The sequence below is a fragment of the Streptomyces sp. NPDC086835 genome, from assembly GCF_044745705.1.
GTDB lineage: Bacteria > Actinomycetota > Actinomycetes > Streptomycetales > Streptomycetaceae > Streptomyces.
This window is the reverse complement of the sequence record NZ_JBIVAU010000010.1, coordinates 310,735-334,542: the sequence shown is the minus strand read 5'-3', so window position 1 is coordinate 334,542 and position 23,808 is coordinate 310,735. Positions and strand designations below refer to the sequence as shown.

18 protein-coding genes are annotated in these 23,808 nt (G+C 70.4%); 8 read left to right on the top strand and 10 right to left on the bottom strand.

The window, feature by feature from the left end:
- Positions 1 to 168 precede the first annotated feature (168 nt).
- Together ACIPJI_RS29425 and metG are read left to right on the top strand one after the other, a co-directional pair.
- Complete coding sequence (locus ACIPJI_RS29425) at positions 169 to 1,785, top strand: VWA domain-containing protein (protein ID WP_402249795.1); 1,617 nt, start codon at positions 169 to 171, stop codon at positions 1,783 to 1,785.
- 151 nt (positions 1,786 to 1,936) lie between these two features.
- The gene (metG, locus tag ACIPJI_RS29420; protein WP_356623380.1) at positions 1,937 to 3,553 is read left to right on the top strand and encodes a methionine--tRNA ligase; all 1,617 of its coding nucleotides are present in this window, start codon (positions 1,937 to 1,939) and stop codon (positions 3,551 to 3,553) included.
- Between the two features lie 178 nt (positions 3,554 to 3,731).
- Here the strand turns inward: metG and aspS are convergent, their stop codons facing one another.
- Positions 3,732 to 5,504: an aspartate--tRNA ligase gene (gene aspS, locus ACIPJI_RS29415; protein ID WP_402249793.1), complete on the bottom strand. Its 1,773-nt coding sequence runs from the start codon at positions 5,502 to 5,504 to the stop codon at positions 3,732 to 3,734.
- A 139-nt stretch (positions 5,505 to 5,643) separates the two neighbouring features.
- On the opposite strand from aspS, the gene ACIPJI_RS29410 reads away from it, so the two are divergent.
- The gene (locus tag ACIPJI_RS29410; protein WP_402249791.1) at positions 5,644 to 7,770 is read left to right on the top strand and encodes a SpoIIE family protein phosphatase; all 2,127 of its coding nucleotides are present in this window, start codon (positions 5,644 to 5,646) and stop codon (positions 7,768 to 7,770) included.
- On the opposite strand, the gene ACIPJI_RS29405 is transcribed toward ACIPJI_RS29410, so the two are convergent.
- The 3 genes from ACIPJI_RS29405 to ACIPJI_RS29395 all read right to left on the bottom strand — a co-directional run bounded on the left by ACIPJI_RS29405 (position 7,698) and on the right by ACIPJI_RS29395 (position 10,491).
- On the bottom strand, positions 7,698 to 8,765 hold the full coding sequence (locus ACIPJI_RS29405) for an AI-2E family transporter (RefSeq protein WP_402249826.1): 1,068 nt from the start codon (positions 8,763 to 8,765) through the stop codon (positions 7,698 to 7,700). The genes ACIPJI_RS29410 and ACIPJI_RS29405 overlap by 73 nt on opposite strands.
- Positions 8,766 to 8,926: 161 nt before the next feature.
- Positions 8,927 to 9,883 carry a pirin family protein gene (locus ACIPJI_RS29400; protein ID WP_402249789.1) on the bottom strand — a complete coding sequence of 319 codons (957 nt, stop codon included), beginning with the start codon at positions 9,881 to 9,883 and terminating at the stop codon, positions 8,927 to 8,929.
- Between the two features lie 155 nt (positions 9,884 to 10,038).
- Positions 10,039 to 10,491, bottom strand: a complete 453-nt coding sequence (locus ACIPJI_RS29395) for an SseB family protein (RefSeq protein ID WP_005314710.1) — start codon at positions 10,489 to 10,491, stop codon at positions 10,039 to 10,041.
- 132 nt (positions 10,492 to 10,623) lie between these two features.
- Here ACIPJI_RS29395 and ACIPJI_RS29390 point away from each other — a divergent pair, with 132 nt between their 5' ends.
- Entirely contained in the window at positions 10,624 to 12,450 is a 1,827-nt protein-coding gene (locus tag ACIPJI_RS29390; RefSeq protein WP_356623383.1) for an acyl-CoA dehydrogenase, read from the top strand.
- A 189-nt stretch (positions 12,451 to 12,639) separates the two neighbouring features.
- Positions 12,640 to 13,935, top strand: a complete 1,296-nt coding sequence (locus ACIPJI_RS29385; protein WP_356623384.1) for a M18 family aminopeptidase — start codon at positions 12,640 to 12,642, stop codon at positions 13,933 to 13,935.
- Between the two features lie 189 nt (positions 13,936 to 14,124).
- Here the strand turns inward: ACIPJI_RS29385 and ACIPJI_RS29380 are convergent, their stop codons facing one another.
- A complete protein-coding gene (locus ACIPJI_RS29380) occupies positions 14,125 to 15,936 on the bottom strand; it encodes an NHL domain-containing thioredoxin family protein (protein ID WP_307707430.1) in 1,812 nt (603 codons plus the stop codon).
- A gap of 132 nt (positions 15,937 to 16,068) precedes the next feature.
- On the opposite strand from ACIPJI_RS29380, the gene ACIPJI_RS29375 reads away from it, so the two are divergent.
- Both ACIPJI_RS29375 and ACIPJI_RS29370 read left to right on the top strand, forming a co-directional pair.
- The gene (locus tag ACIPJI_RS29375; RefSeq protein ID WP_402249786.1) at positions 16,069 to 16,725 is read left to right on the top strand and encodes a hypothetical protein; all 657 of its coding nucleotides are present in this window, start codon (positions 16,069 to 16,071) and stop codon (positions 16,723 to 16,725) included.
- Positions 16,726 to 16,853: 128 nt separating this feature from the next.
- A complete protein-coding gene (locus tag ACIPJI_RS29370; RefSeq protein WP_356623388.1) occupies positions 16,854 to 17,345 on the top strand; it encodes an LURP-one-related family protein in 492 nt (163 codons plus the stop codon).
- A gap of 43 nt (positions 17,346 to 17,388) precedes the next feature.
- Here ACIPJI_RS29370 and ACIPJI_RS29365 read toward each other — a convergent pair whose 3' ends face one another.
- Entirely contained in the window at positions 17,389 to 18,195 is an 807-nt protein-coding gene (locus ACIPJI_RS29365; protein WP_356623389.1) for a carbon-nitrogen family hydrolase, read from the bottom strand.
- Between the two features lie 167 nt (positions 18,196 to 18,362).
- Here ACIPJI_RS29365 and ACIPJI_RS29360 point away from each other — a divergent pair, with 167 nt between their 5' ends.
- Entirely contained in the window at positions 18,363 to 19,187 is an 825-nt protein-coding gene (locus tag ACIPJI_RS29360; protein ID WP_356623391.1) for a maleylpyruvate isomerase family mycothiol-dependent enzyme, read from the top strand.
- 76 nt (positions 19,188 to 19,263) lie between these two features.
- Here ACIPJI_RS29360 and ACIPJI_RS29355 read toward each other — a convergent pair whose 3' ends face one another.
- From ACIPJI_RS29355 to ACIPJI_RS29340, 4 genes are all read right to left on the bottom strand, one after another.
- On the bottom strand, positions 19,264 to 20,571 hold the full coding sequence (locus ACIPJI_RS29355) for a nitrate/nitrite transporter (RefSeq protein WP_402249783.1): 1,308 nt from the start codon (positions 20,569 to 20,571) through the stop codon (positions 19,264 to 19,266).
- On the bottom strand, positions 20,568 to 21,221 hold the full coding sequence (locus tag ACIPJI_RS29350) for a GntR family transcriptional regulator (RefSeq protein WP_402249781.1): 654 nt from the start codon (positions 21,219 to 21,221) through the stop codon (positions 20,568 to 20,570). Before ACIPJI_RS29350 ends, ACIPJI_RS29355 begins: the two co-directional genes overlap by 4 nt.
- A 160-nt stretch (positions 21,222 to 21,381) precedes the next feature.
- Positions 21,382 to 22,812 carry a dihydrolipoamide acetyltransferase family protein gene (locus ACIPJI_RS29345; RefSeq protein ID WP_402249780.1) on the bottom strand — a complete coding sequence of 477 codons (1,431 nt, stop codon included), beginning with the start codon at positions 22,810 to 22,812 and terminating at the stop codon, positions 21,382 to 21,384.
- A 14-nt stretch (positions 22,813 to 22,826) separates the two neighbouring features.
- Positions 22,827 to 23,807: an alpha-ketoacid dehydrogenase subunit beta gene (locus ACIPJI_RS29340; RefSeq protein ID WP_307707422.1), complete on the bottom strand. Its 981-nt coding sequence runs from the start codon at positions 23,805 to 23,807 to the stop codon at positions 22,827 to 22,829.
- Position 23,808 lies beyond the last annotated feature (1 nt).

Genomic DNA, 23,808 nt, shown 5'->3' with positions numbered 1-23,808 from the left:
ATGAATGGGGCACGGCCGGGGCCCGGTTGCGGTGTGTGGAACGGTCGGGTGGGTGCCCTCCCCGGAGCCGCGCCGGGCGGCCGCTAACCTTACGTGTCCGCCCTGGCCTTGTTGCCCCGGGCAGGAGCGGACAGTCACCGCACCCAACTCATGTGAAAGGCCTCGCCCATGGGTATTCGGAGCATGCTGCGCAAGGTGTTCGGACGCGACCGTGATGAGCGTAACGAGTCGGCGGCACCCTCCGTTCCGGCCCAGAGCGAGCGCACGGAACCGGCCAAGGACACGTCCACCGCGACGGTCCCCTCGCAGCCCCCCACCGACCGGGCGGCAGACCTGGTCTCCGCCGCGTTCGACAACCCGGCCCCGCGCCACCGCCCCACGTCGGTCCCGGCCCAGGGCACATCGCCGGAGCCGAGCGTCTCCACCGACGCTGCCGAGCCGAAGCCGGCCGCGGCGGAGAAGGCTGCTGAGGTCGAGATCGCCGAGGACACGGCAGTGGTGGCTGAGGCCACTGAGGTCGAGCCCGTCGAAGACAAGGCCACCGAGGTCGAGGCCCCGGTGACCGAGCCCACGCCTGAGAAGACCGCCGCCGACGAGGCTGCCGTTGTCGAGGCCGCCGAGGACAAGGCCGCTGAGGTCGAGACCGCCGAAGACACGGCCCCGGTGACCGAGCCCGCGGCTGAGAAGGCCGCCGCGGACGAGGCTGCCGTTGCCGAGGCCGCCGAGGACAAGGCCGCTGAGGTCGACTCCCCGGCGGCGGACAAGGCCGCCGCTGAGGACGAGGTCGCCGAGGCCGAAGCCTCCGAGGTCGTCGCGCCCGAGGAGCCCGTCGCCGCCGAGACTGTCGCCGCTGACCCGGCCGCGGCCGAGCCCGAGGCCGCCGCGAAGGAGCCTGAGGCCGCCGAGTCCGAGGCGCCCGAGGTCACCACGTCCGACGAGCCCGCGCCCGCCGAGCCCACCGCTACCGACGAGCCCACCGTCACGGAGCCCACCGAGCCCGTCGCCGCCGCGGACGCCGTCGTGGCCGACGCCGAGGAGCCCCAGCCCGAGGCCGACGCGGTCACCGAGGTCGCAGAGGCCGACGAGACCGCGGCCGACGAGCCCACCGTCACCGACGGGCCCGCCGGGCGCGCCGCGATCGGGCTCGCGCGGGTCAAGGCGCGGGCGCCGAAGCTGGTGGACGCGTACAAGGCCGCCGGCGCCGCCCTCAAGAAGGCGGAGCTCACCGGGGCGCGTGCCCACGTGTACCTCGTGCTCGACCGGTCCGGATCCATGCGCCCGTTCTTCAAGGACGGCAGCGCCCAGCGCCTCGGGGAGCAGGCTCTCGCGCTCTCGGCGCACCTCGACGCCGACGCGACCGTCGACGTCGTGTTCTTCTCGACCGAGATCGACGGCACCGGCGAGCTCACCCTCGACTCCCACGAGGGCCGCGTGGACGAGCTGCACGCCGGGCTCGGCCGTATGGGCCGTACGAACTACCACCTCGCCGTCGAGGAGGTCCTCGCCCTGCACGCGAAGAAGAAGACCGACGCCCCCGCGTTCGTGATCTTCCAGACCGACGGCGCCCCCGAGTCGAAGACCGCTGCCACCGCCGCGCTCGCGGCGACCGCCGGCAAGCCGGTCTTCTGGCAGTTCGTGGCGTTCGGCGAGCACGACGCCAAGGCCTTCGACTACCTGCGCAAACTCCAGGTGGACAACGCCGCCTTCTTCCACGCCGGCCCGGCGCCCCTCGAGCTCCCGCACGCGGAGCTGTTCAAGGGGATCCTCGAGGTCTGGCGGCCGTGAGCACGACCCGGCGGTGACCCCCGGTGACCCCCGGTGACGTCCGGGCGGGCGCTCAGAGCGTCCGCCCGGACGTCACGGAGGGCGCCGGACGTCACCCGTGCCCCCGGCACGCGTGTGAGTCGATCTTCTCGGGCCCGATAGGATTTCGACCATGGCGGCCACTGGATCCGAGAAGCATGGGGGCGAAGGCGTGAAGGCTTTCTACGTTTCGACCCCTATTTACTACGTCAACGACGCTCCTCACCTGGGCCACGCCTATACGACCGTCGCAGGCGACGTGCTCACACGCTGGCACCGTCAGCGTGGCGAGAAGGTGTGGTACCTCACCGGCACGGACGAGCACGGTCAGAAGATCATGCGCACCGCGGAGGCGAACGGCGTCACGCCCCAGGAGTGGTGCGACAAGCTCGTCGAGGAGGCCTGGAAGCCCCTCTGGGAGCACCTGAATATCAGAAACGACGACTTCATCCGCACCACGGAGAAGCGGCACACGGACCGTGTGCAGGAGTTCGTGCAGGACCTGTACGACAAGGGCGAGATCTACAAGGGCGGGTACGAAGGCCCGTACTGCGTGGGCTGTGAGGAGTACAAGCTCCCCGGCGACCTCATCGAGGCCGAGGACGGCACCAAGCTGTGCCCGATCCACAAGAAGCCGGTGGAGATCCTCAAGGAGGAGAACTACTTCTTCAAGCTCAGCGAGTACGGCCCGAAGCTGCTCGACTTCTACGCGGCGAACCCGGACTTCATCCAGCCCGAGTCGGCCCGCAACGAGGTCGTGAACTTCGTCAAGCAGGGCCTTCAGGACCTGTCCATCTCGCGCTCGACGTTCGACTGGGGCGTCCCGGTCCCGTGGGACGAGAAGCACGTCATCTACGTGTGGATCGACGCGCTCCTCAACTACGCCACCGCTGTCGGCTACGGCTCGAACCAGGCGAAGTTCGACGAGACCTTCCCGGCCGACGTCCACCTGGTGGGCAAGGACATCCTGCGCTTCCACGCGATCATCTGGCCCGCGATGCTGATGGCGCAGGGCCTGCCGTTGCCCGGCAAGGTCGCGGCCAACGGCTGGCTGATGGTCGGCGGCGAGAAGATGTCGAAGTCCAACCTGACCGGCATCAAGCCGCAGGACCTGACGTCGCACTTCGGTGTGGACGCGTACCGCTGGTACTTCCTGCGCGCCATCGCATTCGGCCAGGACGGTTCGTTCTCCTGGGAGGACTTCACCGCCCGGTACACCTCCGAGCTCGCCAACGACTACGGCAACCTCGCCTCCCGCGTGGCGGCGATGGTCGGCAAGTACTTCGACGGTGCGCTGCCCGCGGCCACGGCCTCGGGTGAGGCGGAGAAGGCCGTCCAGGACGGCCTGGCGAAGGCGGTCGCGGAGGCCGACCGGAAGATCGGCGAGGAGCTGGACTTCCAGAGCGGCATCCTGAGCGTCTTCGAGTTCGTGAAGCAGGTCAACGGCTACATCACGGAGCAGGAGCCGTGGAAGGTCGCGAAGGACGACTCCCCGGAGGGCCGGGCGCGCCTCGCGACCATCCTGTACACGGCGGCGGAGTCCCTGCGCGCGGTCGCGGTCCTGCTCAACCCGGTCATGCCGGAGACGTCCCAGCAACTGTGGGACTCCCTGGGCGCCGAGGACCCGCTGGGCGCTCTCGCGGACCAGAAGGTCCAGGAGGCCGGTGAGTGGGGCAAGCTGCCCGCCGGAGCGACGGTGACGAAGGGCGCGGTCCTGTTCCCCCGCCTGGAGGAGCCGAAGAAGGCGTAGCACCACGCCGAAGAACGACCGGTCCCGCGTCCGCAGAGGTCGCGGGACCCGCGAGGGCCCGGACCACGTCGTGGTCCGGGCCCTCGCGTTTCGCGCACCTTCCTGCCGCCCCGGCACGAAGAAGGGCCCCGGAACCTTGAGGTTCCGGGGCCCTTCTTGGTGCGGCGCTCGTGCCGTACTACTCGCCGGACTTGGCGACCGGCTTGCGCAGCTGGATGTTCAGCTCGCGCAGACGGGCCTCGTCCAGCTCGGTCGGCGCGCCCATCAGCAGGTCCTGCGCGTTGCCGTTGAGCGGGAACGCGATCGTCTCGCGGATGTTCGGCTCGTCGGCCAGCAGCATCACGATGCGGTCGATGCCGGGGGCGATGCCACCGTGCGGCGGGGCGCCGTACTCGAAGGCGCGGAGCATGCCTGCGAACTCGTGCTCGACGGTCTCACGGGAGTAGCCCGCGATCTCGAACGCCTTGAACATGATCTCGGGCTCGTGGTTCCGGATCGCACCGGAGGACAGCTCGACGCCGTTGCAGACGATGTCGTACTGCCAGCCCAGGATGTCCAGCGGGTCCTGGGTCTCCAGGGCCTCGAGACCGCCCTGCGGCATGGAGAACGGGTTGTGCGAGAAGTCGATCTTGCCGGTCTCCTCGTCCTTCTCGTACATCGGGAAGTCGACGATCCAGCAGAACCGGAAGACGCCCTCCTCGAAGTGGCCGGCGCGCTTGGCCGCCTCGACGCGGACGGCGCCCATGATCTTGGAGACCTCGTCGAAGTCACCGGCGCCGAAGAAGACGGCGTGGCCGGGGGCCAGACCCAGACGCTCGGTGAGGACCTTGACGTTCTCCTCGGTGAGGAACTTGGCGATGGGGCCGGTCAGGGCTCCGTCGTTGCCGACGCGGACCCAGGCGAGGCCCTTGGCACCCTGCTCGACGGCGTAGTCGCCGAGGCCGTCGAAGAACTTACGGGGCTGATCGGCGGTGTCCGGCACGGCCAGGGCGCGGACGTGCTTGCCGGCGAAGGCCTTGAACTCCGAGCCGGCGAAGACGTCGGAGATGTCGACGAGCTCCAGCTTGGCGCGCAGGTCCGGCTTGTCGGAGCCGTACTTCAGCATCGCCTCGCGGAACGGGATCCGCGGGAAGGGGGAGGTGACGTGGCGGCCGCCGCCGAACTCCTCGAAGATCTCCGTCATCAGCTTCTCGATCGGCTGGAAGACGTCCTCCTGCTCGACGAAGCTCATCTCGACGTCGAGCTGGTAGAACTCGCCCGGCGAGCGGTCGGCGCGGGCGTCCTCGTCGCGGAAGCACGGCGCGATCTGGAAGTAGCGGTCGAAGCCGGAGATCATCAGCAACTGCTTGAACTGCTGCGGGGCCTGCGGCAGCGCGTAGAACTTCCCGGGGTTCAGCCGGGACGGGACGACGAAGTCGCGCGCGCCCTCGGGGGAGGTCGCGGCGAGGATCGGGGTCGCCATCTCGTTGAAGCCGAGGGCGGTCATCTTGTGCCGGATGGCGGAGATGACGGCGGTGCGCAGCATGATGTTGCGGTGCATGCGCTCGCGGCGCAGGTCGAGGAAGCGGTACTCGAGGCGGCGCTCCTCGTTCACGCCGTCGTCGGCGTTGATGGTGAACGGGATCTGCTTGGCGGCGCCCAGGACCTCTACCTCGGTGGCCTCGACCTCGATCTCACCGGTGGGCAGCTCGGGGTTGACGTTCTCGGCGCCGCGGGAGACGACCTTGCCGTCGACGCGGACGACGGTCTCCTTCGTCAGCTTGTCGAGAACCTCGGCGGCCTTGGTGCCGGGCCGGGCGACGAGCTGCGTGATGCCGTAGTGGTCACGCAGATCGATGAAGAGGATGCCGCCCAGGTCGCGCCGATTGTGCAGCCAGCCGCTCAGCCGGACGTCGGCTCCGACGTCAGAGGCGCGGAGCTCGCCGCAGGTGTGGGACCTGTACCGATGCATCGTCGTTCATCCAGTCTTAGCGATTCGGGGTGGGCACAACCGTTGCAAGGTTACCGCCCGGCATCTCCCCCGCCCATTGACATAGACGCGACAGCCTCCCGGCACGTCACAACTGTGATGATCGGAATAAAGTGAACCAATGGGTACGGAGGATGTTCTCGCCGCGATCGCGACCGGCGTCTGGCGATGGGACACCACGACCGGCACGGTCACCCTCGACGCCGAGGCGGCCCGGCTGATCGAGCTCGCCGCCGGGGCCGGCGACGTCCCCGCATCCGCCGTACGCGCCCGTTTCCACCCCGTCGACTGGGGCGAGATCAACGGCGTCATCTCCGTGGCCGTCACCGAGGGCACCCTCGCCGAGGCCAGACTCAGGGTCGTGGACGGGACCGGACGGGTGCTGCGCACCGTCCGCAGCCGCACCAAGGCGCGTGCGGAGGGCGAGGGCTACCTGCTGATCGGCACCCTCCAGGAGGTGGCGGAGCCCCATCCGGGCACGACGGCCGCCAAGACACCGGTCACCGGTGACTGGCGCCGTCACCGTGAGGCGTTCCTGCTGGACGCGGGCCGCGCCCTCGCGGAGGCCCGGTCCACGGCCGAGGTGCTGCGGGTCGCCTCCTCCCTGTCCATGCCCGGCTTCTCACCGGACGGCCTGGCGGTCTTCGGCGTGGCCGGCGACCATCTGACGATCACCGGCCACCACGGGCACAGCGCGGAGGACGAGCAGCCGTTCACGGACCTGCCGCTCGACACCGACTACCCGGCCGCCGAAGTGGTGCGGACAGGGCGGGCCGTCTATCTGCCGACCCCGGGCGACTACCGCCGTCGTTACCCCGTCACCTGGCCCCTCGCCCAGCGTTTCGGCCGCCGGTCCTGGGCGTTCCTGCCCCTGATCGTCGCCGGCCGGACCATGGGTGCCTGGATGGCGGCCTTCCGCCATCCGGTCGCCTTCACGCCCGACGAGCGCTCCGTCCTCACCACGGTCGCCCGGATGCTCGCCCAGGCGCTGGCACGCGCCGAGGTCGCCGAGACCGAGCGTGAGCTCTCGCTCGGACTGCAGCGCTCGATGATGCCCCAGCTCGGCCCGGAGATCCCGGGCATGGCGGTGGCCGCACGGTACGTGCCGACCGGCGGCGGACTTCAGGTCGGCGGCGACTGGTACGACGTGATCCCGCTCCCCTCCGGGCGCACCGCCCTGGTCATCGGGGACGTCCAAGGACACGACGTACGGGCCGCCGGGCTGATGGGTCAGCTGCGGATCGCCCTGCGCGCGTACGCCTCCGAGGGCCACCGGCCGGACGCGGTCCTCTCGCGCGCCTCCCGCTTCCTGCACGGCATCACCGACACCTACGCGGAGGGCGACTGTTCGAGCCCCCGCTTCGCGACCTGCCTCTATCTGGAGGTCGACCCGGCCACCGGCCTGGTCGAGATCGCCCGCGCCGGGCATCCGGAGCCGGCCGTGCGGACCTCTGACGGCACGGTGCTGCTGCGTCCCACGGAGGGCGGGCTGCCGCTGGGCATCGACCCGGACACCGACTACCCGACGACCCGGTTCGTCCTGGAGCCGGGCGAGACGCTGATGATCTGCACGGACGGCCTCCTCGAGACCGGCGGGCACGACCTCGACACCGGCTGGGCCAGGGTGCGCGGCGTCCTGGAGGAGCACTCCGGCACGTCGCTGGAGGACCTCGCCGACAACCTGGTGCAGGCCGTGCACGGGCCGTCGTCCCACTACACGACCGGTCCGCTCGCCGACCGGCGCGAGGACGACATCGCGCTCGTGCTGCTGTGCCGGGAGGGACAGCCGTCCCGCCGCGCCCCGCGCCGTACCGCGATGGCCGTCGCCCAGGCGCAGCCGGAGCGGATCGCGGCCGCCCGGCGCCATCTGCGCGAACTGCTCCACGACTGGGAGGACACGGAACAGGTCGACTCCGCGGTCCTCATGGTCTCCGAGATGGTCACGAATGTGCTCGTCCACACGGACGGCGACGCGCTCATCGTCGCCGAAGTGGCCCACCGCACGCCGGAACGGCGGCTGCGCGTGGAGGTCACCGACGCCAGCGACGAACTGCCCCACCGCCGCCGGCCGGGCGAGATGGCCTCCTCGGGGCGCGGGCTGCTGCTGATGGAGATGCTGGCGGACGACTGGGGCGTGGACCCGAGGGGCGAGGGCAAGTCGATCTGGTTCGAGCTCTACGAGCCGGGCGCGCCGGCCGCACCCGGCGACGGACCGGGCCCGCCGGGCTCCGCGCCCGTGGCGCCGTAACGCGCCCGGAGTTCGTGGACGGCGGCGAACAAGGCGGCGGTCACGGGCACGGCGAGCAGCATCCCGAGGATGCCCGCGAGGCTCGCCCCCGCCGTGATCGCCAACAGTACGACCGCGGGATGCATGTGGACCGTACGGCTCTGGATCATCGGCTGGAGCACATGTCCCTCCAGCACCTGCACGGCCAGCACCACCCCGAGCGCCCACAGCGCGATGACGAACCCCCGGTCGGCGAGAGCGACCAGGACGGCGACCGCGCCGGAGATGAACGCCCCGAGATAGGGGATGTAGGCGCCCACGAAGACGAGTGCCCCGAGTCCCACCGCACCGGGCACCCGCAGGATCAGCAGCCCGACCGTGATGCACACGGCGTCGATCAGCGCGATGAACGTCGTCCCGCGCATGAAGCCCTCGACGCCGCGGAAGGCCCGGCGCCCGATCGCCTCGACGAGCTCGCCGGCGTCGCCCGGCGCGACGGAGCGCAGCGCTCCGACGGTCCGTTCGGAGTCCCGCAGGAAGAAGAAGATCAGCAGCAGCGCCAGGACGGCGATCGCGATCATCTCGCTGACCACGCTCAGCCCGGAGATCACACCGGATGCCGCCGTTCCGCCGAACTTGCCGAGCAGTTCCCTGGCATTCGAGGCCACGTCGTCGAGCGAGGTCCCGGCGGCTCCGAAATGCCGTGCGAGGTCGGAGGCGGCCTGCCGCAGCGAGGCGATGATCTGGTCGCCGGTCTCGATCAGCGCGCTGACGACGATGTAGACCGCGCCGCCGACCACGGCCACCACGGCGACACAGGTGAGTCCCGCGGCCAGCGACTGCTGCACCTTCAGCCGGACCAGCCGCCGGTACAACGGCCCCAGCAGCGCGGTCCCGAGCAGGGCGAGGAGCACGGGCGTCACGACCGTCTGGAACCTGACGACGAGCCAGATCCCGACGGCCGCGACCCCGATGACGAGCAGCGCGACGAGGCACCAGGCGGCGAGGCGCCTCATGGGCTCGGGCAGCAGCGACTTCGACTGGGGCACAGCCCCACCCGACCACGGCCGCCCGCACCCGTCCCGCCCGCCCGGTCCGCACGGGTGACGCCCCGTCAAACGGACAGCGGGGACGTGCCCTCCCGGGCCGGCGGCCCGGGAGGGCGACGGGGAAGCGACTACATGCCGTGGACCGCCGGAACGGTGCCGAGACGGCCCCGCTGGAAGTCCTCGAAGGCCTGCCGCAGCTCCTCCTGGGTGTTCATCACGAAGGGGCCGTAGTGCGCCATCGGCTCCCTGATCGGCTGCCCGCCGAGCAGCACGATCTCAAGGTCGGGCGTGTTGGAGTCCTGCGACTCGTCCGCACGGACGGTCAGCGATCCGCCGTCACCGAAGACGGCCGTCTGCCCCTTGCGCACCGGCCGCAGCTCCTGTCCGACCGCGCCGCGGCCCGCGAGGACGTACGCGAGGCCGTTGAAGTCCTCGCGCCACGGCAGGGTGATCTCCGCTCCCGGCGCCAGAGTCGCGTGGACCATGGTGATGGGGGTGTGCGTGATGCCCGGGCCCTCATGACCGCCGAGTTCGCCGGCGATCACCCGGAGCAGGGCACCGCCGTCGGGGGAGGTCAGCAGGCGCACATGGCCGCCGCGGATGTCCTGGTAGCGCGGGTCCATCATCTTGTCGCGCGCGGGCAGGTTCACCCACAGCTGGAGGCCGTGGAACAAGCCTCCCGACACCACCAGCTCCTCCGGCGGTGCCTCGATGTGGAGCAGGCCGCTTCCGGCCGTCATCCACTGCGTGTCGCCGTTCTGGATGGTTCCGCCGCCACCGTTGCTGTCCTGGTGGACGAAGGTTCCGTCGAGCAGGTACGTGACCGTCTCGAAGCCGCGGTGCGGGTGCCAGGGCGTGCCCTTCGGCTCGCCGGGCGCGTACTCCACCTCGCCCATCTGGTCCATCATGATGAACGGGTCGAGGTACTGGTAGTTGATCCCGGCGAACGCGCGCCGCACCGGGAATCCCTCCCCCTCGAAGCCGCTCGGGGCCGTGGTCACGGTGAGCACGGGCCTCGGCAGCGCCTCGGCGGGCGCGGCGACGCGCGGCAGGGTGATCGGGTTCTCGACAGTCACTGCAGGCATGGCGGGACCTCCTTGTGCGACGACTTTAGTTGAACGATGAACTTCTTGCCACCACAAACGGAGAACGCCCGGGAGGAATTCCTCCCGGGCGTCGGAAACGAGGGGGCGCGACCACGGCGGCTGCGGGCCGCCGGCGGTGCGCGGAGCGGCGACGGCTACCCGTACATCCGCCGCATCGCGAAGTCGACCATCTGCTCGACGGCCTTCGCGTCGAAGACCATCCGGTGGTCGCCCTCCATGTCCAGCACGAAGCCGTAGCCCGTCGGCAGCAGGTCGATCACCTCGGCCCCCGTGATCACGAAGTACTTCGACTCCTTGCCGGCGTACCGGCGCAGCTCCTTGAGCGAGGTGAACATCGGGATCACCGGCTGCTGCGTGTTGTGCAGGGCCAAGAACCCCGGGTTGTCGCCGCGCGGGCAGTAGACCTTCGACGTCGCGAAGATCTGCTGGAAGTCCTCGGCCGCCATCGACCCCGTCGTGAAGGCCCGCACCGCGTCGGCCAGTGACGGCGGCGACGGCTCGGGGTACAGCGGCTGCTCCCCGTAGGAGGGCTGCTGAGGCACGTACTGCTGCTGCTGAGCGCCCGGGGTCTGGTCGTAGCCGTACATGCCCGCAAGAGTAACGAGTCACAGTTGCCCCGATAGGGGTTGCATCTTATTACCGACGGGTAGCATTATCGTAGCTACTTGCTGGTACGTGGATGAGAAATCCAGACTTCCGATCCTTACGGAGCCGTCGCCATGGGGCACTACAAGTCGAATCTCCGCGACATCGAGTTCAACCTCTTCGAGGTCCTCGGGCGCGACAAGCTGTACGGCACCGGCCCGTTCGCGGAGATGGACGTCGACACCGCCAAGTCGATCCTCGCGGAGATCGCCCGCCTCGCGGAGAACGAGCTCGCCGAGTCCTTCGCGGACGCCGACCGCAACCCGCCGGTGTTCGACCCCGCGACCAACACCGCCCCGGTCCCCGAGAGCTTCAAGAAGAGCTACAAGGCCTTCATGGACTCCGAGTACTGGCGTCTGGGCCTGCCCGAGGAGATCGGCGGCACCACCTCGCCCCGCTCCCTGATCTGGTCCTACGCGGAGCTGCTGCTCGGCTCGAACCCGGCCGTCTGGATGTACTCCTCCGGCCCCGCCTTCGCCGGCGTCCTCTTCGAGGAGGGCAACGAGGCGCAGAAGAAGATCGCCGAGATAGCCGTGGAGAAGCGCTGGGGCTCCACCATGGTCCTCACCGAGCCGGACGCCGGCTCGGACGTCGGCGCCGGCCGTACCAAGGCCGTCCAGCAGGACGACGGCTCCTGGCACATCGAGGGCGTGAAGCGCTTCATCACCTCCGGTGAGCACGACATGGAGGAGAACATCCTCCACTACGTGCTGGCGCGCCCCGAGGGCCACGGCCCCGGCACCAAGGGCCTGTCCCTCTTCCTCGTGCCCAAGTACCACTTCGACTGGGAGACCGGCGAGCTGGGCGAGCGCAACGGCGTCTACGCGACGAACGTCGAGCACAAGATGGGCCTCAAGGCCTCCAACACCTGCGAGATGACCTTCGGCGACCAGCACCCCGCCAAGGGCTGGCTGATCGGCGACAAGCACGACGGCATCCGCCAGATGTTCATGATCATCGAGTTCGCCCGGATGATGGTCGGCACGAAGGCCATCGCCACCCTGTCCACCGGCTACCTCAACGCGCTGGAGTACGCCAAGGAGCGCGTCCAGGGTCCGGACCTCAAGAACTTCGCCGACAAGACCGCCCCCAAGGTCACCATCACGCACCACCCCGACGTGCGCCGCTCCCTGATGACGCAGAAGGCGTACGCCGAGGGCATGCGCGCCCTCGTGCTGTACACCGCCTCCATCCAGGACGAGATCGCCGTCAAGGAGACCGCGGGCGAGGACACCAAGTCGCTCGTCGCGCTGAACGACCTGCTCCTGCCGATCGTCAAGGGCTACGGCTCGGAGAAGTCCTACGAGCAGCTGGCCCAGTCGCTGCAGACCTTCGGCGGCTCCGGTTACCTCCAGGAGTACCCGGTCGAGCAGTACATCCGCGACGCCAAGATCGACACCCTCTACGAGGGCACCACCGCCATCCAGGGCCAGGACTACTTCTTCCGGAAGATCGTCCGCGACCAGGGCCAGGCGCTGAACGCCCTCTCCGAGGAGATCAAGAAGTTCCTCGCGGTCGGCACCGGCGGCGAGGAGCTGGCCGCCGCCCGCGACGCGCTGGCCAAGGCCGCCGTGGACCTCGAGGCGATCGTCGGCACCATGACGAACGACCTCATCGCCACCGGCGAGGACGTCAAGAACATCTACAAGGTGGGCCTCAACACCACCCGCCTGCTGATGGCCTCCGGTGACGTGGTCGTCGCCTACCTGCTGCTGCGCGGCGCGGCCGTCGCCGCCGAGAAGCTCGAGACCGCCTCCGCCAAGGACGTGCCGTTCTACCAGGGCAAGATCGCGGCGGCGAAGTTCTTCGCGGCCAACGTCCTCCCGGGCGTCTCCGTCGAGCGCGCGCTCGCCGAGAACGTCGACGGTTCGCTGATGGACCTCGACGAGGCCGCCTTCTAGGCTCCGGTCAGACCGTCACAGGGCCGCCGTCCGACTCCTCGGACGGCGGCCCTGCCGCGTCCCCTCGATACGCCGGCCCGTGCCCCGCCGGACCGTCACGGCAACCGTTTCCAGCCGTCGCCGGCACCCTGTGGACCAGGTATGACAGATGGACGACCGGGCAACTTACCCCCTCGTTAAGGTGAACCCATGAGCAGCGAACCTGCCCGCTTCGATCGCGGCCACACCGACGACCTCATGTCCTTCCTCACGGCAGCACCCACGCCGTACCACGCGGTCGCCGCGGCTGCCGAAAGGCTCGAGAAGGCCGGTTTCCGGCAGGTCCTCGAGACGGACGCCTGGGACGGGACGACCGGCGGCAAGTACGTACTGCGCGGCGGGGCCCTCATCGCCTGGTACGTGCCGGAAGGCGCCTCGGCCCACACCCCGTTCCGCATCGTCGGCGCGCACACCGACTCGCCGAACCTGCGGGTCAAGCCCCTGCCCGACACCGGTGCGTACGGCTGGCGGCAGATCGCCGTCGAGATCTACGGCGGCACCCTCCTCAACACCTGGCTCGACCGCGACCTCGGGCTCGCCGGCCGGCTCACGCTGCGCGACGGGTCCCACCGGCTGGTCGACATCGACCGGCCGCTGCTGCGTGTACCGCAGCTCGCGGTCCACCTCGACCGCTCCGTCAACACCGACGGCCTCAAGCTCGACCGGCAGCGCCACATGCAGCCGATCTGGGGGCTCGGCGACGTCGAGGAGGGCGATCTGATCCGCTTCCTCGAGGCGGAGTCCGGCATCCCCCAGGGCGAGGTCACCGGATGGGACCTGATGGCCCACTCCGTCGAACCGCCCGCCTATCTCGGACGCGACCGCGAACTGCTCGCCGGCCCGCGGATGGACAACCTCGTCTCCGTGCACGCCGGAACGGCCGCGCTGGCCGCGGTCGCGGCCTCCGCCGAGCTGCCCTTCATCCCCGTCCTCGCCGCATTCGACCACGAGGAGAACGGCTCGCAGTCGGACACCGGTGCCGACGGCCCGCTGCTCGGGTCGGTGCTGGAGCGTTCGGTGTTCGCGCGCGGCGGTAGCTTCGAGGACCGGGCCCGCGCCTTCGCGGGAACGGTCTGCCTGTCGTCCGACACCGGCCACGCCGTCCACCCCAACTACGGCGAGCGGCACGACCCGACGCACCACCCGCGCGCCAACGGCGGCCCCATCCTCAAGGTCAACGTCAACCAGCGGTACGCCACCGACGGCCAGGGCAGGGCCTACTTCGCCGCGGCCTGCGAGAAGGCCGGCGTACCGTGGCAGACGTTCGTGTCGAACAACGCGATGCCGTGCGGCACCACCATCGGTCCCATCACTGCGGCCCGCCACGGTATCCACACCGTCGACATCGGCATCGCCATCCTGTCGATGCACAGCGCCCGTGAACTGTGCGGCGCGGACGACCCGTACCTGCTCGCGAACGCGCTCGCCGCCTTCCTGGAGGGCTGACGACAGCGGCCGGCCGCGGCCGCGCCCAGGGGTCGTGGCCGGCTGCGGCGAACAAGGACACCTGATGCGGGGCCTCGAAGAGGCGGCCAAGGCGCGCTGACCGCCCCCGCGTCCCCCCTTCCTGCTGAGCCTGTTCCTGCCTGTTCCTGTCGGGCCGCTCGCTGGGCCCGGTTGCTGCCGGGCCCGGTCCTACTGGGCCCGGTCCATCCCCGCCAGCACGAGCGGCAGCCGGGTCGCGCCCTCGGCCGTGACCCGCACCGGAACGCCCCAGTCCTGCTGGTGGACGTGGCAGGCCGGGTACTCGTTCGCCGGGTCGTCGTCGCACGAGGCCGCCATCGCGGAGACGTGCAGCACGCCCTCCCCGACGGCCGGGTCGATGTCCAGCTCACGGCTGAGGTCCGTCCCCGCGCCCTCGCCCGCGCGCAGCAACCCGGGTGGGGTCGAGGAGACGAGCAGCCGCGTCGAAGGCCCGTACCGGGTGTCCAGCTTCTGGCCGGCCGGGGCCTCGAAGACCACGTCCAGCCGGAGCGTTCCCGGCGCGACATCGGTCGCCGCACGCTGCGTGCGGTGCGCGACCGATTCCACCCGTACCGCCTCGTCGGGCAGGCGCAGCCGGGTCAACCGGTGCCTGGCCGACTCCACGACCACGATGTCCTCGCCGACCAGCACCGCTCCGCTCGGCTCACGCAGATCCGTCGCGAGAGTGGTCACCTCACCGGTCGCGGGATCGAAGCGGCGCAGCGCGTGGTTGTAGGTGTCGCTGACGGCGACCGACCCGTCGGGCAGCGCGGTGACCCCCAGCGGGTGCTGGAGCAGCGCCTGTCCGGCGTCGCCGTCGCGGTGCCCGAAGTCGAAGAGTCCGGTGCCGACGGCGGTGTGCACCTGAAGGTCGCGGTCGATCCAGCGGACCGCGGACGTCTCCGAGTCGGCGATCCACAGCCGGTCCTCGGTGGCCGCGAGCCCGGAGGGCTGTGCGAACCATGCCTCGGCGGCGGGCCCGTCGACCAGGCCCTCGTTGGTGGTGCCTGCCGCGACCTGGACCGTGCCCTGCTCGGGGTCGTACGTCCACAGCTGGTGCACCCCGGCCATGGCGATCCACAGCCGGCCCTCCCACCAGGCCACGTCCCACGGGGAGGAGAGGGCCACCTCGAGCGCCGGTCCGGAGGTCGGTGAGCCCTGCCACCACTGCTTCCCGGTCCCGGCGAGCAGCTCGATCGCGCCGGTCGCCGGGTCGTAGGCACGGATGGCGTGGTTGACGGTGTCGGCGACGGCGACGCGCCCGTCCGGCAGCAGGGCGAGACCCTGCGGCTCGTTGAACTCGCCGTCGCCGATGCGGCGCACGACGCTCTCGCCGTCCGCCTCCATCTCGACCAGCTGGTGCCGGGTGGAGTCGGAGACCAGCAGGTTCCCGTTCGGCAGCAGCAGGGCCTTGCCGGGGAAGCGCAGGTCGGTGGCGACGGGTTCCGGAGCGACATAGGGGCCGTCGCCCCGGCGCAGCGTGCCCTTCGCCGCGTGCTCCGCCTCGAGCTCCTCGACCAGCTTCTCGATGGCGTGCGCGTGCCCCTCGCCGGCGTGCTGCGCGACGACGTACCCCTCGGGGTCGATGACGACGAGCGTCGGCCACGCGCGCACCGCGTACTGCTTCCAGGTGGCGAGCTCAGGGTCGTCGAGGACGGGGTGGTGCACCTGATAGCGCTCGACGGCGTCCACGACGGCCTGGTGCTCGGCCTCGTGCACGAACTTCGGCGAGTGGACCCCGATGATCACCACGGTGTCGCGGTGCTTCTCCTCGAGCTCGCGCAGCTCGTCGAGGACGTGCAGGCAGTTGATGCAGCAGAACGTCCAGAAATCGAGGATCACGATGCGTCCTCGCAGGTCGGCGAGAGTAAGGTCCTTCTCTCCGGTATTGAGCCAGCCACCCTTGCCGATCAGCTCGGGGGCACGGACACGGGCACGGCGGGGCGCGGACGCGGGGGTGGGCGCCGGGGCGGCATCGTTCATGCTTCAAGCTTGCCATCCGGGTACGAACGCCCGATCACACGCGTACCGGCAACGCCTACGACAGGGGAGCGACGGTTGGCCGCGGACGGGAGCGAGACGACTGCTGGTGGGACGCCTGCGGTACAGGGGTTCATGGCGCTGCCGGAGCGTACGGAGGACCGGCGGGAGCCGTTCACCAGGTGTCTGGCGGACGTCGTCCGGATCCTCGGGCTCGATGTCGCTCCTGAGCCGGAGCCCGGTGATCGACGGACCTGGGAGCGCGGCGCACGGGCGGCGCTGCGTGAGGCCTGCCGCCGAGGCGTCGACCTTCCCGAAGCGTCGTTCGACGCGCTGGTCAAGGCGGCCGTCCACGATCCCGATCCGAGCTTCAACCGTCAGTTCGTCGAGCCCGCTCTGAACGCGTTCGGGCACAGGCGCGTCCGGTCCGCGCTGCTCGCGTACCTGCGGACGGGCACGGACCCGGAGCGGGCGGGTGCCGCGCGGGCCTGGTACTGGTCGGCTCTGCCCCTGCGGCTGCCCCTCGTGCGGGCGGAGAACCCGGACGCCGCCGTCCAGGCGGAGCGGGACGACGGCTCGGCCGTCATGGCCGAGTGGCACGAGGCCGCACTGCGCGAGTTCGTGAGCAACGAGCACCTGGACGTCCGGCGCTGCATCCTCCCCGGACTGGTGCTCCGGAAGTCGGCCTACCCGCCGGAGCTGCACGACCTGGTGGACGCCGCGGTGGCGACAGCGCGGTCCCATCCGGACGACTACATCCGCCACCGCGTGGAACATCAGGTCGGTGACTGACGCCCCGCCACGGCGCCCCTGGTCGCGGCCGTGGACCGTGACCGGTCCGGCCCGCGCAGGGCACCCGAACGCGTGCACGTACAGGCGTACCGCCGTCCCGCCGCCCCCCGCGGGGTACTCATTCCGCCATGAAATATCTGGTGCGGGACAGGATCTTCGCGATCGGCGACGACTACTGGATCGATGACGAGCACGGGCGGCACGCCTTCCTGGTCGACGGGAAGGCCATGAGGCTGCGGGACACCCTGGAGATCAAGGACCCGGACGGGCGGGTGCTGATCACTCTGCGCCGGCGGATGTTCGGCATCCGGGACGCGATGACGATCGAACGGGACGGCGGGACGCTGGCCACCGTGCGCAGGAAGCGGATGTCCCTGCTGCGCAACCACTACCGGGTGACGCTGGCCGAGGGCACCGAACTGGACGTCAGCGGGCGGATCGTGGACCGGGAGTTCGCGGTCGAGTACGAGGGCGAGCTGCTGGCCCACATCTCGCGGCGGTGGCTGACGCTGCGTGACACGTACGGGGTGGACGTCGTGCGGGAGGACGCGGACCCGGCGCTGCTGATCGCGGTGTCGGTGTGTGTGATCCGGATGGCGGAGAAGGAGCGGGAGGACTGAGGGAGGGTCCGCCTCCGGGCGGGCCCTCCCTCGACGCGTGCGGTCAGAGCCTCGGGGCGACCGGGGCCGGCAGGCCCAGGCGGCGGTCCTTGAGGGCGGGGAAGTCGTCCCGGGTCGTGGTGACCTTCGCGGGGTCGAGGTCCACGGTGACGACCTCTTCGCCGGGGCCCGCCTCCGCGAGGACCTCGCCCCAGGGGTCGACGACGATGCTGTGGCCGGCCTGCTCGACGCCGGCATGGGTGCCCGCCGTGCCGCAGGCGAGGACGTAGGCCTGGTTCTCCACCGCGCGTGCGCGGGCGAGCAGGGTCCAGTGCTCGCGGCGGCGGGCGGGCCAGCCGGCGGGGATCACCAACGCCTGGGCACCGGCGTCGACGAGTCCGCGGAACAGTTCGGGGAAGCGGAGGTCGTAACAGGTGGCGAGACCGATGGTGAGGGCGCCCGGGAGCGGGACGGTCACCAGGTCCTCGCCCGCGCCCATCATCACGGCCTCGCCCTTGTCGAAGCCGAAGCGGTGGATCTTGCGGTAGACGGCGGCGAGTTCACCGGTGGGGGAGATGACGAGCGCGGTGTTGTAGAGGGTGCCGTCATCGGCCTTCTCCACGACGGAACCGGCGTGCAGCCAGACGCCCGCGTCCTTCGCGGCCTCGGCCATGGCTTCGAAGGTCGGTCCGGTGGGCTGCTCCGCCTCCTGCTCGAACTGCTGGTAGGCGAAGGCGCCCACGGGCCACAGCTCGGGGAGGATCACCAGTTCGGAGCCCGCCTGTTCCCGCACCAGGGAGGCCGCACGCCGCCTACGGGAATCGACCGTTTCGTCCGGGTCTACTGCGATCTGAAGGAGAGAGGCGCGCACACTACCACCGTCCTGGCATTCGAGCCGTCAACACGGGCCTACGATCGTCACACGAAAGCACTGCCGGGGTGCCTTCGGGCAGCGTACTGTGCTCATCCGGGGGCCACCCCCGGACCCCCACAGCGCTGCCAGTCCAATTTGTCCGCGTACGACCGCCGAGGGGTCCCGTGACCGTCCATCCCAGCCTCCAGAACTACGCAGATGCCTGGACCCACTCCATCGAAGCGATAGCCGAGCTGGTCGGGCCGCTCGTCGAAGGTGAGTGGAACCGCGCCACTCCGTGCCCGGGCTGGTCGGTGCGGGACATCGTCTCGCATGTCATCGGCATGGAGTGCGAGATGCTCGGCGACCCGCGGCCCATCCACTCCCTCCCACGCGATCTCTACCATGTGCAGAGCGAGTTCGCCCGCTACATGGAGATGCAGGTCGATGTGCGCCGCCACCACACGGCGCCGGAGATGACCGCGGAACTCGAGTACACGATGATTCGGCGGGCGCGTCAGCTGCGCAACGAGAACCGCAGCCCCGACGCCCTGATCCGAGCGCCGCTGGGGGCCGAGCAGACGGTCGAAGTGGCCTACCGGATGCGGGCGTTCGACACCTGGGTGCACGAGCAGGACCTGCGGACCGCGTTGAACAAGCCGGGCAACCTCGACTCCCCCGGCGCGTACGTCGCCCGGGACGTGCTCCTCCAGGGACTGCCCAAGGTGGTCGCCAAGGAGGCGGGCGCGCCCGCGAATTCGGCCGTCGTCTTCGATGTGCACGGCCCGCTGGAGTTCCTGCGCACGGTGCGGGTCGACTCCGACGGACGCGGCTCGATCGACGGCTCGCCCTCGCTCGGCCCGCTGGTGACCCTCGCCCTGGACTGGGAGACCTACTACCGGCTGGCCTGCGGACGCGTCCGGGCCGCCGCGGTGCACGACCGGATCAAGGTCGACGGCGACACGGAGCTGGCGGCGGCGATCCTGCGCGAGTTCGCGGTCACGCCGTAGACGAGCCGCGGGGCCCTGGGAGGGGCCCCGGGGCCCGTGGGCGCCGCCGAGGACCGGGCGGCCGTCGGCCGGGCGCTCAGGCCGGGACGTGCACCGCCTCCACCCGGCTCGCCACCAGCCGTTCCCGTTCGCGTCGTGCCGTGCGGGCGCGCAGCCGCAGGATCTGGGTGATTCCGAGCGCCTCCAGCACGAAGACCGACGAGAAGGCGATGCGGTAGTCGTCGCCGGTGGCGTCCAGCAGGACGCCCACCGCCAGCAACGTGGTCATCGAGGCGACGAACCCGCCCATGTTGACGATCCCGGACGCGGTGCCCTGACGTTCCGGCGGGTTGGCCGGACGCGCGAAGTCGAACCCGATCATCGAGGCGGGACCGCAGGCGCCGAGCACCGAGCACAGTGTGATCAGCAGCCACATGGGCGCTTGGTCACCCGGGTAGCCAAGGGTGGCCGCCCATAGGACGGCGGTGGCACCGACCGTGCCGAGCGCCAGTGGCAACCGTGCTCCGTGGTGGCGGGCAATGACCTGGCCGTACACCAGGCCCACCAGCATGTTGGAGAGCACCACCAGCGTCAGCAGACTGCCGGCGGTCTCGCGGGACAGGCCCTGCGCCTCCACCAGGAACGGCATCCCCCACAGGAGCAGGAACACCATGGCGGGGAACTGGGTCGTGAAGTGGACCCACATGCCGAGCCGGGTTCCGGGCTCACGCCAGGACGTGGCTATCTGCTTCCGCACGAAGGCGGGTCCCGCGTGCCGGGCCGGCGGGGGCTCGTGGCCTTCCGGGTGGTCGGAGAGGAAGAGCGAGAGCAGGATCAGGACGACCACCCCGCACGCGGCACTGCCGACGAAGGTGGCGGTCCAGCCCACACCGTGCAGCATGCGGGCGATGACGAGCGTCGAGACGAGGTTGCCGGCCATCCCGAAGAGGGCGGCGACCTGCCCGATGAGCGGTCCGCGACGGGCGGGGAACCAGCGCGATCCGAGACGCAGCACGCTGATGAAGGTCATCGCGTCGCCGCAGCCGAGCAGTGCGCGGGAGGCGAGCGCCGTCTCGTACGAGGGCGAGAGCGCGAAGCCCAGCTGGCCGACGGTGAACAGCACCACGCCGATGGTGAGCACCTTCTTGGTGCCCAGCCGGTCGACCATCAGGCCGACCGGTATCTGCATGCCCGCATAGACGAGCAGTTGGAGGATCGAGAAGGTGGACAGGGCGGAGGCGCCCACGTCGAAGCGGTCGGCGGCGTCGAGGCCGGCGACGCCCAGGCTCGTACGGAAGATGACGGCGACGAAGTAGACGGCGACGCCGATACCCCAGACGGCGGCGGCGCGCCGGCCGCCGGGGGGATCGCCGGGCAGGGAGAGGGCGGGGGCGGAGCCGCTCACCGTGTCTCACCCCGGACCAGGTCCTCGACCCGGCCGAGGTGCCCGCGCACGCAGGCGGCGGCGCCCTCGGCGTCTCCCGCCTTGATCCTGTCGAGGATCTCGGCGTGCTCGTCGTGGTTGCGGGTGATGCGGTCGGGCAGCGCCTGCATCATCGCGACGCCCATGCGCAGCTGACGGTCGCGGAGCTGGTCGTACAACCTGGAGAGGATGTCGTTGCCCGCGTGCTTGACGATCTCGGCGTGGAAGCACCGGTCGCTGACGGCGAAGGCGGCGAGGTCTCCGGCGTCGGCGTGGCGGCGCTGTTCGGCCAGCAGTTCCTCCAGGCGGGTGACGAGCACGGCGGGCGCGGGCACGGCCCGGCGCACCGCGAACTCCTCGACCAGCAGGCGGGTCTCGACCACATCCCTGATCTCCTGGGCGGAGACGGCGAGGACGAGCGCGCCCTTCTTCGGATAGAGCTTGATCAGCCCTTCGACCTCGAGCTTGAGCAGGGCCTCCCGTACCGGTGTGCGGGAGACGCCTACGGCCTCGGCGAGTTCGCCTTCGGTGAGCAGGGTGCCGCCCTCGTAGCGCCGGTCGAGGACGGCCTGCTTGACGTGGGTGTAGACACGGTCGGCGGCAGGGGGTCGTTTCACGGGCGCGGAAGGCATGCGCACAGCATAGATACAACAGAGGTGCATCAGGCAGTCATGTCCGCATAACGGAAGCCCATTTCCGGCATACCCGTATGAAACGCATGACCTTCAACGGGAAACGCCCGACCGGGACTGCCCGGTCGGGCGTTTCACGTAAAACGGGACTTCAAGACCATCAGGCCCAGGTGATCAGCCTCTTCGGCTGCTCCAGGATCGCCGCCACATCGGCGAGAACCTTGGAGCCGAGCTCGCCGTCGACCAGGCGGTGGTCGAAGGAGAGCGCCAGTGTGGTGACCTGACGGGGCTTCACCTTGCCCTTGTGGACCCACGGCTGGAGCTTGATCGCACCCACCGCCAGGATCGCGGACTCACCGGGGTTGAGGATCGGCGTACCGGTGTCGACACCGAAGACACCGACGTTGGTGATGGTCACCGTGCCGCCCTGCATGGCCGCCGGAGTGGTCTTGCCCTCGCGGGCCGTGGCCACCAGCTCGCCCAGCGCCGACGCCAGCTGCGGCAGGGTCTTGTCGTGCGCGTCCTTGATGTTCGGCACGATCAGGCCCCGCGGCGTGGCCGCGGCGATGCCCAGGTTGACGTAGTACTTCTGCACGATCTCCTGGTTCGCCTCGTCCCACGAGGCGTTGATCTCCGGGTTCCGCTTGATCGCGACCAGCAGGGCCTTGGCGATCAACAGCAGCGGGTTGACCCGCAGACCGGCCATGTCCTTGTCGGTCTTGAGCTCCTCGACCAGCTTCATCGTGCGCGTCACATCGATCGTGACGAACTCCGTGACATGCGGTGCGGTGAAGGCGCTGCCGACCATCGCGGAGGCGGTCGCCTTGCGCACGCCCTTGATCGGCACCCGGGTCTCACGCGCGCCCGCCTCCACGGCGGTGGCGGAGAGCGGCTCCTGCGCGGTGACCGGCTCGGCGGCCGGCGCGGGGACCGGTGCCGCGGCGGCGGCCGGTGCGGCGGCCGCGTGGACGTCCTCGCGGGTGATGACGCCGTCGGGGCCGGTCGGTGTGACCGTCGCCAGGTCGATGCCCAGGTCCTTGGCGAGCTTGCGCACCGGGGGCTTGGCGAGCGGACGCGGCGCCGTCGGCACGCCGTGGCCGTTCATCTCCGCCTGGACGGCCGCGGCCGCCTGGCTCTGCTCGGGCGCACCCACCTGCTTACGCGGCCTGCGCTTGGTCGAGGACTCGGCGACGCCGTAGCCGACGAGAACCGGCTGACGGCCCTGCGGCTTGGCCTCCTCCGCCTCCGCGGCGGCCTCGGCGACGGGCGACGCCTCGGTCTGGGCGGGCGGCACCGCGGCGGCCTCCGCCGGAGCCGCCTCACCGCTCCCGGGCGCCACATCGACCGTGATGATCGAGGTGCCGACGTCGACGGTGGTGCCCTCGCCGAAGCGCAGCTCGTGCACCACGCCGTCGTACGGGATCGGCAGCTCGACGGCCGCCTTCGCCGTCTCGACCTCGCACACGACCTGGCCGTCGGTGACGGTGTCTCCCGGCTGGACGTACCACTTGAGGATCTCGGCCTCGGTGAGTCCCTCGCCCACGTCGGGCATCTTGAACTCGCGGAAGCGAAGGGAAGTGTCTTGAGTCATGGTCACGGCACTCCTCAGTACGCGAGCGAGCGGTCGACGGCGTCCAGCACACGGTCCAGACCCGGAAGGTACTCCTCCTCGAGCCGCGCCGGAGGATACGGGGCGTGGAAGCCGCCGACCCTCAGCACAGGGGCCTCGAGGTGGTAGAAGCACCGCTCGGTGATGCGGGCCGCGATCTCGGCGCCGGAGCCGTAGAAGACGGGAGCCTCGTGGACCACGACCAGCCGGCGGGTCTTCTCGACGGACGTCTGGATGGTGTCGAAGTCGATCGGGGACATCGAGCGCAGGTCGATGACCTCCACCGACTTGCCCTCCTCGGCGGCGGCCGCGGCCGCCTCGAGGCAGACCTTCACCATCGGGCCGTAGGCGGCCAGCGTGATGTCGGACCCGGACTGTGCGACACGCGCCGCGTGCAGTCGGCCGGGGATGGCCTCGGTGTCCACCTCGCTCTTGTCCCAGTAGCGGCGCTTCGGCTCGAAGAAGATCACCGGGTCGTCGCTCTGGATCGCCTGCTGGAGCATCCAGTAGGCGTCGGAGGAGTTCGACGGGGAGACCACCTTGAGGCCGGCCACGTGCGCGAAGAGCGCCTCCGGGGACTCGGAGTGGTGCTCGACCGCGCCGATGCCGCCGCCGTAGGGGATGCGGATGACGACCGGAAGTTTGATCTTGCCGAGCGCGCGGGCGTGCATCTTCGCGAGCTGGGTGACGATCTGGTCGTACGCCGGGAAGACGAAGCCGTCGAACTGGATCTCGACCACGGGGCGGTAGCCGCGCAGGGCCAGACCGATGGCCGTGCCGACGATGCCCGACTCGGCGAGCGGGGTGTCGATGACCCGGTCCTCGCCGAAGTCCTTCTGAAGGCCGTCGGTGATGCGGAAGACGCCGCCGAGCTTGCCGACGTCCTCACCCATGATCAGGACCTTGGGGTCGGTCTCGAGGGCCTTGCGGAGCGACTCGTTGAGCGCCTTCGCGAGAGGAAGCTTCTGTACAGCCATG